The organism is Lentibacillus salinarum, assembly GCF_042679865.1.
Taxonomy (GTDB): Bacteria; Bacillota; Bacilli; order Bacillales; family Amphibacillaceae; genus Lentibacillus; species Lentibacillus salinarum.
In genome coordinates, this window is the sequence record NZ_JBHTNH010000002.1 from 148,701 (window position 1) to 161,773 (window position 13,073).

General features: G+C 44.4%; 15 protein-coding genes. All 15 read left to right on the forward strand.

What is annotated here, in order from left to right; translation table 11 throughout:
* Positions 1-6: 6 nt before the first annotated feature.
* The gene (locus ACFQ4A_RS01495; RefSeq protein ID WP_382397061.1) at positions 7-369 is read left to right on the forward strand and encodes a response regulator; all 363 of its coding nucleotides are present in this window, start codon (positions 7-9) and stop codon (positions 367-369) included.
* 15 nt (positions 370-384) lie between these two features.
* The gene (locus ACFQ4A_RS01500) at positions 385-1,038 is read left to right on the forward strand and encodes a flagellar biosynthetic protein FliO (RefSeq protein ID WP_382397062.1); all 654 of its coding nucleotides are present in this window, start codon (positions 385-387) and stop codon (positions 1,036-1,038) included.
* On the forward strand, positions 1,031-1,696 hold the full coding sequence (gene fliP / locus ACFQ4A_RS01505) for a flagellar type III secretion system pore protein FliP (RefSeq protein WP_382397063.1): 666 nt from the start codon (positions 1,031-1,033) through the stop codon (positions 1,694-1,696). The genes ACFQ4A_RS01500 and fliP overlap by 8 nt, the downstream gene beginning before the upstream one ends.
* A 15-nt stretch (positions 1,697-1,711) precedes the next feature.
* Positions 1,712-1,981: a flagellar biosynthesis protein FliQ gene (fliQ, locus tag ACFQ4A_RS01510; protein WP_382397064.1), complete on the forward strand. Its 270-nt coding sequence runs from the start codon at positions 1,712-1,714 to the stop codon at positions 1,979-1,981.
* Positions 1,982-1,984: 3 nt separating this feature from the next.
* Positions 1,985-2,767, forward strand: a complete 783-nt coding sequence (fliR, locus tag ACFQ4A_RS01515; RefSeq protein ID WP_382397065.1) for a flagellar biosynthetic protein FliR — start codon at positions 1,985-1,987, stop codon at positions 2,765-2,767.
* Between the two features lie 762 nt (positions 2,768-3,529).
* A complete protein-coding gene (gene flhB, locus ACFQ4A_RS01520) occupies positions 3,530-4,618 on the forward strand; it encodes a flagellar biosynthesis protein FlhB (protein WP_382397066.1) in 1,089 nt (362 codons plus the stop codon).
* A gap of 23 nt (positions 4,619-4,641) precedes the next feature.
* Entirely contained in the window at positions 4,642-6,681 is a 2,040-nt protein-coding gene (gene flhA / locus ACFQ4A_RS01525; RefSeq protein WP_382397067.1) for a flagellar biosynthesis protein FlhA, read from the forward strand.
* Complete coding sequence (flhF, locus tag ACFQ4A_RS01530; protein WP_382397068.1) at positions 6,678-7,781, forward strand: flagellar biosynthesis protein FlhF; 1,104 nt, start codon at positions 6,678-6,680, stop codon at positions 7,779-7,781. Before flhA ends, flhF begins: the two co-directional genes overlap by 4 nt.
* Positions 7,771-8,646, forward strand: a complete 876-nt coding sequence (locus ACFQ4A_RS01535; protein WP_382397069.1) for a MinD/ParA family protein — start codon at positions 7,771-7,773, stop codon at positions 8,644-8,646. The genes flhF and ACFQ4A_RS01535 overlap by 11 nt, the downstream gene beginning before the upstream one ends.
* Positions 8,643-9,236 carry a CheB methylesterase domain-containing protein gene (locus ACFQ4A_RS01540; protein ID WP_382397070.1) on the forward strand — a complete coding sequence of 198 codons (594 nt, stop codon included), beginning with the start codon at positions 8,643-8,645 and terminating at the stop codon, positions 9,234-9,236. Before ACFQ4A_RS01535 ends, ACFQ4A_RS01540 begins: the two co-directional genes overlap by 4 nt.
* A gap of 175 nt (positions 9,237-9,411) precedes the next feature.
* Positions 9,412-10,050, forward strand: coding sequence for a chemotaxis protein CheC (locus tag ACFQ4A_RS01545; protein WP_382397071.1), 639 nt, complete (start codon positions 9,412-9,414; stop codon positions 10,048-10,050).
* Positions 10,043-10,537: a chemotaxis protein CheD gene (locus ACFQ4A_RS01550; RefSeq protein ID WP_382397072.1), complete on the forward strand. Its 495-nt coding sequence runs from the start codon at positions 10,043-10,045 to the stop codon at positions 10,535-10,537. The genes ACFQ4A_RS01545 and ACFQ4A_RS01550 overlap by 8 nt, the downstream gene beginning before the upstream one ends.
* A 55-nt stretch (positions 10,538-10,592) precedes the next feature.
* On the forward strand, positions 10,593-11,369 hold the full coding sequence (locus tag ACFQ4A_RS01555) for a FliA/WhiG family RNA polymerase sigma factor (RefSeq protein WP_382397073.1): 777 nt from the start codon (positions 10,593-10,595) through the stop codon (positions 11,367-11,369).
* A gap of 43 nt (positions 11,370-11,412) precedes the next feature.
* On the forward strand, positions 11,413-11,844 hold the full coding sequence (locus ACFQ4A_RS01560; RefSeq protein WP_382397074.1) for a DUF6115 domain-containing protein: 432 nt from the start codon (positions 11,413-11,415) through the stop codon (positions 11,842-11,844).
* Between the two features lie 172 nt (positions 11,845-12,016).
* Positions 12,017-12,781 carry a 30S ribosomal protein S2 gene (rpsB, locus tag ACFQ4A_RS01565; protein ID WP_382397075.1) on the forward strand — a complete coding sequence of 255 codons (765 nt, stop codon included), beginning with the start codon at positions 12,017-12,019 and terminating at the stop codon, positions 12,779-12,781.
* The last annotated feature ends 292 nt before the right edge of the window (positions 12,782-13,073 follow it).

Genomic DNA, 13,073 nt, shown 5'->3' on the forward strand with positions numbered 1-13,073 from the left:
TTTTAAATGGGACAACGTATCTTAATTGTGGATGATGCAGCATTCATGCGCATGATGATCAAAGATATCTTGGATAAAAACGATTTTGAGGTTGTCGGGGAAGCACAGGACGGACAACAAGCTGTCGATCAATACAAGGAATTGCGGCCGGATCTTGTCACACTTGATATCACGATGCCGGAAAAAGATGGTCTGACCGCCCTGAAGGAAATCAGGGAAATCGATCCGGATGCCAATGTCATTATGTGCTCAGCGATGGGACAGCAGGCCATGGTCATTGATGCGATTCAGGCAGGGGCGAAAGATTTTATTGTCAAACCATTTCAGGCTGATCGGGTCATTGAAGCCACCCGGAAAGCTTTGGGTTAGAAACGAGTGAGCGATATGCAACGGAAGGTAGTGGCGATCATTTGTTTAATGGGACTATGGGGTGTCTTATATCCCAACAGCGTTGTAGAGGCGGCCACTAATGTAAAGGACTGTATTGAAAATGCCGATTGCAATGAAGCGGATACCGCACCGGCCGACACAACTGAAAATGATGAGGAGCGGGATGCTGCGGACAGTCCAGGGACAGGGTCATTATTGATGAATATCGTGAAGATGATATTCGCTTTGTTGCTCGTTTTAGGCCTCATTTATCTATTATTAAAGTTTTTACATAACCGAAACAAACGATTTCAACAAGTAAAGGGATTGGAAAACATGGGTGGCGTTTCGGTCGGCCCCAATAAGTCGGTTCAAGTCGTCCGGATTGGGTCAAAGGTATTTCTGATTGGGGTCGGCGAAAATGTTCAATTGCTGGAAGAAATCACCGATGACGAAACCAAAAAAGAATTGGTCCATAACGACCACTCTGATGATCATCAGGCAGCAGGTGGGCTGGCGGCTTTATTTCAGTCGAAAAATACCGAAAAAAATGCCGGGGACGGAAATGATGACTTCAAGAGGCTGTTTTCAACCGAGCTGGAAAAATTAAAACAGACCCGCCGATCACTACTCCACCAGTCAACACAAAAGGACGATCGACATGAATGAATTGATGGATATGTTTTCCAGTAATGATCCTGCCAATGTATCGACAAGCGTCCAACTGTTAATTTTATTGACGGTGTTATCGCTCGCCCCGGGGATTTTAATCCTGATGACGAGTTTCACACGGATTGTGATTGTTCTGTCGTTTGTCAGGACATCATTAGCTACCCAGCAAATGCCGCCAAACCAGGTGTTAATTGGATTAGCGCTGTTTTTGACGTTTTTTATTATGGCACCAACATTCCATGAAGTGAATGATCAGGCATTACAGCCACTGTTTGCAGAAGAGATAACGCTTGAGGAGGCATATGACAGGGCAAGTGCACCCATTAAGGATTTTATGGCAACACATACCAGACAGCAGGATTTACAGTTGTTTATGGATTATTCCGGTGCAGAACAGCCGGAAACAGTTGAAGGCATTCCTTTGACAACACTTGTCCCGGCATTCGCCATCAGTGAATTGAAAACCGCTTTTCAAATGGGATTTATGATTTTTGTTCCTTTTTTGATTATAGATATGGTTGTTGCAAGTGTCCTGATGTCAATGGGTATGATGATGCTGCCGCCGGTCATGATCTCGTTGCCGTTTAAAATTCTGTTATTTGTGCTTGTGGACGGATGGTATTTGATTACCCAGTCCTTGTTACAAGGTTTTTAAGGCAGGTGTTGGATGATGAGCAGTGAATTTGTTTTAACGCTGGCTGAGCGGGGCGTCTATGTTATTTTGCTTGTTGCTGGGCCTCTCCTTATTTTGGCATTGGCTGTCGGGCTTTTAGTCAGTATTTTTCAGGCAACAACCCAGATTCAGGAGCAAACCCTTGCATTTATCCCAAAAATTTTAGCCGTGTTTGTTGGAATTGTGTTTCTGGGGCCCTGGATGCTGACACAAATGGTCGAGTTTACCGTTAATCTCTATCAAAATCTGAATCAGTTTACAGGTTAGCCTATGGTGGAACTGATTAATCTTAGCGCCCTACCTGTCTTTTTACTTATTTTTGTCAGGATCGCCGCATTCTTTGTCACGCTGCCATTATTTTCGTATGCGACCATTCCGACACCATTCAAGATTGGCTTTTCTTTTTTTCTGGCACTCATCATGTATGCTACGGTGGAAAGCCCCGCTGTTCCGATTGATCAAACGTATTTACTGTTGCTTATGAAAGAAGCGGTGGTTGGTTTATTGATTGGCCTGCTTGCCTATATGATTCTTTCAGCCGTCCAGATAGCCGGCGGTTTTATTGATTTTCAAATGGGATTTGCCATTGCCAATGTGGTTGATCCGCAAACAGGTGCTCAGAGTCCGTTAATCGGTCAATACTTTTATATCCTGGCCCTTATGTTTCTATTATCGGTCAACGGTCACTATTTGTTAATAGACGGCATTTTTTACAGTTATCAGCTGATACCACCCGAGACGTTTATACCGCTGCAGAATAATGGGGACGAGATGGCCCAATTTATCATCCAAACATTCAATCAAATGTTTTTAATTGCTTTTCAAATGGCTATTCCCATTGTCGGGTGTTTGTTTCTGGTCGATGTGGCACTTGGCATCATTGCTAGGACAGTTCCGCAGTTGAATGTGTTTGTGGTGGGCCTCCCGCTGAAAATTTTCGTAAGTTTTGTTGCGATTCTTGTTTTCCTCAGCCTGTATATCGTGCTGGTTGACAACCTTTTTGAAACGATGTTCGCAGCCATAAGGGATTTGATGCATTTGTCCCGCATGTAACTGGCAGTAGGCTCCCCACTTCAAACTGACCAGGTTAAATCAAAAAGGGTAAGTGGGGATCCAACTGCCAGTAAATGTCCGATTCTGTTCAACTAACATTCAGTGGAGAAAATCGCTCCACTGAATGAAGTTTCACTTTATCCCGCATGTAACTGGCAGTAGGCTCCCCACTTCAAACTGGCCAGGTTAAATCAAAAAGGGTAAGTGGGGGTCCAACTGCCAGTAAATGTCCGATTCTGTTCAACTAACATTCAGTGGAGAAAATCGCTCCACTGAATGAAGTTTCACTTTATCCCGCATGTAACTGGCAGTAGGCTCCCCACTTCAAACTGACCAGGTTAAATCAAAAAGGGTAAGTGGGGATCCAACTGCCAGTAAATGTCCGATTCTGTTCAACTAACATTCAGTGGAGAAAACCACTCCACTGAATGAAGTTTCACTTTATCCCGCATGTAACTGGCAGTAGGATCCCCACTCAAACTGACCAGGTTAAATCAAAAAGGGTAAGTGGGGGTCCAACTGCCAGTAAATGTCCGATTCTGTTCAACTAACATTCAGTGGAGAAAACCACTCCACTGAATGAAGTTTCACTTTATCCCGCATGTAACTGGCAGTAGGCTCCCCACTTCAAACTGACCAGGTTAAATCAAAAAGGGTAAGTGGGGATCCAACTGCCAGTAAATGTCCGATTCTGTTCAACTAACATTCAGTGGAGAAAACCACTCCACTGAATGAAGTTTCACTTTATCCGGGGGTGCATGAATGCCGTTGTTGAAACTGGATTTACAATATTTTGCCGGGGCGGAGGAAAAAACCGAGAAAGCGACGCCTAAAAAACGCCAGGACGAGCGGAAGAAAGGAAAAATCGCCAAGAGCCAGGATGTCAATACGGCGTTTCTGTTGCTGTTTTGTTTTTCGCTTTTATTTGTATTCGGAACCTTCATGAAAGATCATATGACCGCCCTTTACCAGCGTACGTTCACGGAATACGTTCATTGGGAGGTGACAGTTAATTCGGTCAATCAGGTGCTGATGGAAGTGGTCATTGAGTTGGCGAAGATGCTGTCCCCCATTATGCTGGCGGCCATCGTTGCAGGTCTGACTGCCAATTTGACGCAAATCGGTTTTTTGTTTACGGCCGAGCCGCTGAAATTCGACCTGAATAAAATCAATCCAATCCAAGGGGCAAAACGGATATTTTCCGCCAGAGCCCTCGTTGAGCTGCTGAAGTCATTGTTAAAAATTGTATTTATCGGGACAATTACGTCTTTGGTTATTTGGATTTATAAAGATGATATGATGATGCTTGCTTTTAAAACAGTTGACAGTGCGATCGGATTTTTTGGCGAAGTGACGATTTTGATGGGAATTGCAGCGGCCATGGCTTTATTATTCCTGTCGGTTTTCGATTATGTTTATCAAACGTATGATTTTGAAAAGAACATTAAAATGTCCAAAAAGGATGTAAAAGATGAACATAAAAACATGGAAGGGGACCCGCTGATTAAATCCAAGCGGAAAGAACGGCAACGCGATATAGCAACAAGACGAATGATGAGTGACGTGCCTTCTGCTGATGTCGTCATTACCAATCCGACACACTATGCGATTGCAGTCAAATACGATGAGACTGAAGCATCCGCTCCCTTCATTGTAGCGAAAGGGGCTGACCGGATCGCTCTGAAAATAAAAGAGGTGGCCCAAGCCAACGATGTCATGACGGTCGAAAACAGACCATTGGCCAGAGAGCTATACGACACAATTGAAATCGGCGATGTCATTCCGGAAGTGTTTTATAAAGCCGTAGCCGAAATCCTGGCATACGTGTACAGGCTGGAGAGAAAAGTTTAGTGTCCTGAGGGGAGTAACCAATCATGAAAGCACGTGATTTATCCGTATTATTAGGCGTTATTTTAATCATTATTATGCTTGTCGTGCCACTGCCGGGATGGCTTTTAAGTGTTCTTATTCTTTGCAATATATCCCTGGCGCTTATTGTCATCTTGGTATCGATGAATACTGAAGAAGCCCTGCAATTTTCCATTTTTCCGTCGCTATTGTTATTGCTGACGTTATTTCGTCTCGGTTTGAATGTATCCACAACCCGATCTATTCTGTCGGAAGCTGGTGCCGGTGGTGTTATCGATACGTTTGGCTCGTTTGTGATCGGGAATAATCCCCTGGTCGGTTTTGTCGTGTTTGTTATTTTGGTTATCATTCAATTTCTCGTCATTACAAAAGGTGCTGAGCGAGTATCGGAAGTTGCGGCGCGTTTCACCCTTGATGCCATGCCGGGTAAGCAGATGAGTATCGATGCTGATTTGAATGCCGGCTTAATTTCTGAACAGCAGGCAAAAGCACGCCGCGAAAAGGTGGAGAATGAGGCTGATTTTCATGGTGCAATGGACGGTGCCAGCAAATTTGTGAAAGGGGATGCGATTGCCGGGATTGTTATTGTGTTAATCAATGTTATATTTGGCTTAATCATCGGTATGGTGCAGATGGATTTCACGTTCACCGAAGCTGTCAATACTTACATGCGCCTGACCGTCGGTGATGGACTGGTAAGTCAGATACCTGCTTTGCTAATTGCCACGGCGACAGGGATTGTCGTGACCAAAACAACGACATCGGGTAATTTGGGCAGTGATGTTTCCGACCAGTTGCTGCAATATCCGAAATTATTATTTATTGCAGCAGGTACGATTTTTCTGCTTGGCTTAACACCGATCAACTTCCTGTTAACGGCTTCAATTGCCTGTCTATTGGGATTGGGTGGCTATGTCCTGTTAAGGCAGGCACAAGAAACAGATGGACCGGATACCGAAGAAACGGAGCAACTCGAGGCGTCTGCTGCCTCAGTAAACTCTCCGGAAAATGTCGTTAACCTGCTCAATATGGATCCGATTGAATTTGAATTCGGGTATGCGCTCATCCCGCTGGCAGATAAAGACCAGGGCGGCGATTTACTTGACCGGATTGTCATGATCCGCAGACAGCTGGCGATTGAACTTGGGATCGTTGTCCCGGTCGTAAGGATCCGTGATAATATTCAGCTTGAACCGAATGCCTACCGCTTGAAAATAAAGGGGAATGAAGCAGCTGCCGGTGAACTTTTGTTGGATCATTATTTGGCCATGTCTCCGGAAATGGATGATGAGGAGATCGATGGCATCGATACAAACGAACCCGCATTTGGGCTCCCGGCTAAATGGATCAGTGAAGACCATAAAGATGAAGCAGAGCTTTCCGGTTACACGGTCGTTGATCCGCCGTCAGTTGTGTCCACCCATATAACGGAAGTGATTAAACGTTATGCCCATGAATTATTAGGGCGTCAGGAGACAAATCAATTAATCGATCATTTAAAGGAAAGTTATCCGATTTTAGTCGACGAAGTGACGCCGGAGCCACTATCAGTCGGTGATATCCAAAAGGTTCTTGCCAAATTGCTCAAGGAACATGTGTCGGTCCGGAATTTGCCGGTCATTTTTGAGACATTGGCAGACTTCGGCAAAATGACCAATGATACTGATTTGCTTGCAGAATATGTCAGACAAGCACTGGCCCCGCAAATCACGAAACAGTATGCCGGTAATGATATGGCCCTAAACGTCATAACGGTATCAGGCAGCGTTGAAAAAAAGATTGCGGAAAATATCCAGCAGACAGAATATGGCAATTATTTGGCGCTGGATCCGGAATCACAGGAACAAATTATTAAAACAATCCATGAAGAAGCCGAAAAGATGACACTGCAAGAAGAAACAGCGATTGTTTTATGCTCGCCCGCTGTCAGGATGTATTTAAAACAGCTTCTGGAACGTTTCCTGCCGCAAGTGGCTGTGTTATCGTATAACGATTTGGAACCTGGTGTAAATGTACAAAGTGTCGGGGTGGTGAATGGAACATGAGAGTGAAGAAATATGTGGCGCCAACGATGCCAGAGGCGATGAATCATATCCGGAAAGAACTCGGACCGGAAGCTGTGATATTAAATTCAAAAGAAGTGTTCAAGGGCGGGTTTTTGGGCCTGTTCAAAAAACGGAATATTGAAGTGGTTGCCGCATTGGATCCGCAACCGAAAAAGGCAAAACAAGAGATGCACCCGGCGAAGACTGTAACTGGACAGGAATACGGGAAAAGGGATCCGGTGTTACATGAGGTTAAACAACTGCGAAAAATGGTCGAGGCCCAAACCGGCCCTAATGCTGACTATCCTGCTGATTATCAGACGGTTTATCACGAATTGCTGGCGCAGGAAGTCGATGAGGAACTGGCAAAAAGTCTGATCGATGAAGTCATTCGCATTCATGATAAGCAAGATGACCCGCCCGGCTATGATACTATACGGCAGGATGTCAAATCTGAAATAAAAAAAAGGTTAAAGGCAATAAATGTAGATACACCATCATCTGGCAGCAAAGTTATTCAGTTTGTTGGACCAACAGGTGCCGGTAAAACTACCACGATTGCCAAAGTCGCCGCTTCAGCCGTCATGAATGACAATAAACGGGTTGCGCTCATGACGGCTGACACGTACCGGATTGCAGCCATTGAACAGTTAAGAACTTACGCTAATATTCTCAATGTTCCGCTGGAAGTTGTTTATAACCCGGACGATTACAAAGCAGCTGTCCGAGAATTTGCCGTTTATGATGTGATACTGGTCGATACAGCCGGACGAAATTTCCTGGATGAAAAATACGTGCAGGATTTGCAACACACGATGACGTTTAACGGCAATACAGAAACATATCTGGTTCTCTCCCTGACAGCTAAACCACATGATATGATGGCCATATATGAGCAGTTCCAGCATTTGCCGATCCAAAAGGTCATCTTCACCAAGATGGATGAGACAAGGACATATGGCAGCATGCTGAATCTGACGCTAATGAACAAGCTGGGTATTGCTTTTCTGACAAACGGCCAAGAGGTCCCGGACGATATTGTGGAACCTTCCTCGCAAATGATCAGTGAATTAATAGCAGGTGGACGACATGGAACGTGATCAGGCTGCCAAATTACGAACACAATTGGAATCGAATCGAACCATGCAGCCAGCCAGGACAATCGCAATTGCGAGCGGCAAGGGAGGTGTCGGCAAATCAAACGTTGCGCTTAATTTTTCTCTGGAACTATTGAACCACGGTCAAAAAGTGCTGTTGTTTGACCTTGATATTGGAATGGGCAACCTTGATATTTTGCTGGGAGCGGCCCCGGAAGCTACGATCGTTGATATGCTTTCAGATCATTTACGTATACATGACATTATGGAAACGGGACCGCGCGGATTGGCATATGTGGCGGCTGGATCGACGCTGAATGACTTTTTTAGGCTGGAGCAGGATCAGAAGGAGTACTTTTTTCAGCAATACGAGGAACTCACCCACTTATATAATTATATTATTTTTGACATGGGGGCAGGAGCATCAGAGGATATGCTGGCTTTTGTCATGGCAGCGGACGAATGTCTGGTCGTGACGACACCTGAACCGACCTCTATAACAGATGCCTATGGGCTCATCAAGCATATCGTACACAGCCGTCCGAAAATGCCGGTGTCTGTTATGATGAACCGCTCAGCGTCCATGAAAAGTGGTCAAAAGGCACTCATTCGATTTCATCGGGTGATTATGCAGTTTCTCGGTCGGGAGATTCGGATGCTCGGCATTCTGCCTGAGGATAAAGCGGTTATGTCTGCTGTCATACGGCAAACACCATATGTCCTGTTAAATGATAAAGCTGCTGTTTCCAAGGCAATGAAAAAAATTGCCCGCCATTATTTGGCAGACAGATCAAAATTAACGAATGATAAGATGTCTGAATCATTTGTCCAAAAACTTAAAAAGATGATGGTGGGTGATTTCCTATGAAACAGTTCAATACCATTGTCGGGATCGGTGCTTCGACTGGCGGCCCGAAAGCTCTGCAACGTGTTTTGACTGATTTGCCCGAGGATTTTCCAGCGCCTGTCTTAATCGTACAGCATATGCCGCCAGGATTTACAAAATCGCTCGCTAAACGATTAAATCAGGTAGCTGGCATTCACGTAAAGGAAGCGATCCATGGAGAAGTGATCGAACCTGGAACAGCCTACATCGCACCTGGTGATTATCATATGAAAGCTAATCATAGCAGGACAAAATACTATATTGGCTTGACCAGGGAAAAAGAACGATCTGGACAACGGCCTTCTGTTGATGCGCTATTTGAATCAATTGCTCACTTTCAACTTCATAAAATTGTTGCTGTACTGACCGGAATGGGCAGGGATGGAGCTGATGGCATCCGGCTATTAAAATACTATGATTGTGTTGTTGACGTTATTGCGGAGTCCGAGCAAACGTGCGTCGTCTACGGGATGCCCAAAGCAGCGATGGAAACGAATGACGTGAATCATTGTGCACCATTGCAGCAAATTGGGGTTCTTCTGCAACGTTTAGTGGAGGGAACACACTCATAAGCTTAAAGTCATATAAACGTCAAATGCAAAAGAATCCAATGGGGGGACGAACATGAACGACGAAACGATGGACCGCAAGATAATCGTTTTTCAGCTAAGTCATGAAACCTATGCCGTACCTGAAAAGCAAGTCAAATCGATAGAAAGTCTGCACCGTTAACAGAGGGATAAGAAAATGGTAGAAAACAACTTTTTAACAGATATCCAATTGGATGTGCTACGAGAGATAGGGAATATTGGGGCAGGGCATGCAGCTGCTTCGATGTCCGCATTAATGAATAAAAAGATTGATATGCGGGTACCTATTGTAACGATTGTCCCATTTGTTGATGTTTTGGAATGGGTTGGTGGTTTGGATAGGCCTGTGGCGGGGATGATGATCCATATATCCGGTGATTTACCGGGAACCATTTATTTTATGCTGAATATCGACGAGGATGAAACATTGGTAAGGTGCATGACGGACCGGCCAAAAGTACAATTGGTGGATAACGGGAAGCCTGATCGGTTTGGCGTGTCTCTTTTCAAAGAGACCGACAATATTCTGGCAGCTTCTTATTTCACGGCACTTGCTGATTTTACCGGGCTTCAATTGCAGCCTTCCGTGCCATATTTGCAAATCGATATGGCCGGCGCGATATTATCCCATTCACTAATCGAGGTTTCCCAAATGACAGATCATGCACTGATCATCGATACGGCAATAAGTTACAGCGGCGGGGACAATCCTGTCCGTGGGGGCTTTTTGTTCCTACCTCATCCGGACGCGTTTTCCACACTATTTCAGTCAGTGGGGATTGAAGAAGATGGGTGATGGGAAACTAGTGAAGGTAGGTATTGCTGATCTGAAGATTGTGAAGTCACCGGACAGGATTAAAACGTCCGGTCTCGGATCCTGCATCGGCGTCGTATTATATGATTTGTCTAAGCAGGTGGCCGGTCTGGCACACATTATGCTGCCTGATTCCAGCCTGGCAAGACAAGCCAATAAGAATGAATATAAATATGCGGATACGGCTATTGATAAATTGATAGAAAAGCTATGTTCCAACGGCGCCCGCAAATATGCTTTAAAAGCAAAGTTAGCCGGAGGGGCCCAAATGTTCGAATTTGCTTCAAACCATGACTTAATACGTATTGGTGCCAGAAATGTACAAGCTGTTCAGAAAAAACTGTCCGAACACAACATTATACCTGAGGCAATGGATGTGGGCGGCAACTGCGGTAGAACGATTGAATTTGATCCCGCAACGGGGACGTTGACAATACGCACTGTTTATGAAGGCGAATCGATTATTTAAAGAAATCGTCGGGGCATCTGGTTTGAATGATTTTATTAAAGGGGGAGCTGCAAGTATGGCAACAAGCGAATCTCCTCTGGTGCAGTCATTGTGGAAACAATGGCTGGAAAGTAATGATGAATCCGCGGCCAATGAACTGATTGACCATTATATGTACCTTGTCAGTTTTCATGTTGAACGGATTTCTAGTCATCTTCCAGCAAATGTCAGCAAAGATGATTTAAATAGTTTTGGCATGATCGGGCTATATGACGCCCTGACTAAATTTCAGCATACACGTGAACTGAAGTTTGATACATATGCATCGTTCCGTATCCGGGGCGCAATTATGGACGGACTGCGAAAAGAAGATTGGCTGCCGAGATCCATCAGGGATAAGACGAAAAAGGTGGAACAAGCATCACAGGAACTGGAGCAAACCTATCAGCGGCAACCGACCTCGGAGGAAATCGCCGAAAAGGCGGGCATGTCGGTGGACGAAGTGGAAGAAAGTGTCCGGCATACATTGGTTGCAAATTTGTTATCGATTGAGGAAAAGCCGACTCAAGAAAGTGAATATAAAGAGGGGGTCGGCCATACGGTACCGGATCATTTGTCAGTGCAACCGGATGAATATATGCTTCAATCAGAGTTAAAAAATGAGCTGGTTGAAAGCATGCAATCGCTCAATCAAAATGAACAACTGGTTGTCAGTTTGTTTTATCATCAGGAGCTAACCTTAACGGAAATCGGCCAGGTCTTGGAGTTGACGACATCCAGAATATCGCAGATCCATCGGAAGGCCATTTTTAAAATGCGTCAATCACTCCGGAAAATACAAGCCAACACATGAGAAAGCCCAGAAGAAAAATGATCACAGTGGATAGAGGGATACAATGACTTCAATACTGATTTTCCTGAGCTTATTATTGCATGTCGTGACATTGTCAATCATCCTTCACTTGTTTAAACAAGTGAAACGATTAAAACAAACCAACTCCGGGGAAATAGCTGAATTGATGGAAACATATTTGCAGGATATAAAAGAAGAAAACCGGCAGCTGGAAAATACACTCGTCAATAAGAGCGGGTATTCAGAACTGGCAGCTAGGGAAGGAAATGACAGGCAGCGTGAAAAAGTGGAAGACCATGATATGGCAGAAATAAATCATGTAACAGATGAAACGTCATTCTCGCTTGAAGCGCAAATATTGCAGTTGAACGGTCAGGGACTGAACGCAGAAGAGATTGCACGTCAACTCAACTGTGGAAAGACAGAAGCAGAACTGATTTTAAAATTACAAAAGAATGCTTATAATAATCCTTGATTGGGCACAATTGTTATGGTATATTTATTTTTGGTGTAAAACTGAGTTTGCAGTGACGTGTAAACCTAACTACACACGCTCGGGGATTTGCATATCCGGTGCCATTGTTGCCAATGGTTTTTATGCAAAGATGACCTGAAGCGGAGGAACAAACCATTAGGAGGAATTTTTTATGTCAGTTATTTCAATGAAACAACTGCTGGAAGCTGGTGTACATTTTGGACATCAGACGCGCCGCTGGAATCCGAAGATGAAAAAATATATCTTCACAGAACGTAATGGCATCTATATCATCGACCTGCAAAAAACAGTTAAAAAAGTTGATGTCGCTTATAACTATGTGAAAGATATTGCCGCAAATGGTGGTTCGATTCTATTCGTAGGGACGAAAAAACAAGCACAGGACTCTGTCCGTGATGAAGCAACCCGCTCCGGTATGTTTTATGTTAATCAACGCTGGCTGGGCGGAACCTTGACGAACTTCCAGACAATCCGTAAACGTATCAATCGTCTAAAAGACATTGAACGCATGGAAGAGGACGGCACATTTGAAGTGCTGCCGAAAAAAGAGGTTGTCGGTCTATTGAAAGACAAAGACCGTCTCGTCAAATTTCTTGGCGGCATCAAGGAAATGAACAAGCTGCCGGATGCTTTGTTTGTAATCGATCCGCGTAAAGAGCGCATCGCAATTGCTGAAGCCCATAAACTGAACATCCCGATTATCGCAATGGTTGATACAAATTGCGATCCGGATGAAATTGATTATGTCATTCCGGCGAATGATGATGCTATCCGCGCTGTCAAACTGTTAACATCCAAAATGGCAGATGCCATTCTGGAAGTGAAACAAGGCGAAGAAACAGAAGAAGTGCCGTCTGAAGAAGAGCAGCCGGAAGAAGAATCCGTCGCGGCTGAGACTGAAACAAATAACGAGTAGTAGTGTAAAAGGACAGGTGATAAGGGGATGAGAGCCTTTTATCACCTTTTTTACAATGTCAGAAAGTATTGATTTACGGGCGATCTTATAAGAAAAAACACTGACGCGTCTTTTCAGATGCCAGAGGTCAGAAGTCAGACTTGAGGAAATCGGCGAGTTAGCCGATTTCGGTATTGAAAACGTCGTCCAACATTTTATACTTCTTATCTTATAAGAAAAACGACGGCACTCGCCATAAGGTGAGGCGAATGCCCTAGTTTTTGTAACAAAATGATTAAAAAGTTTAAGGAGG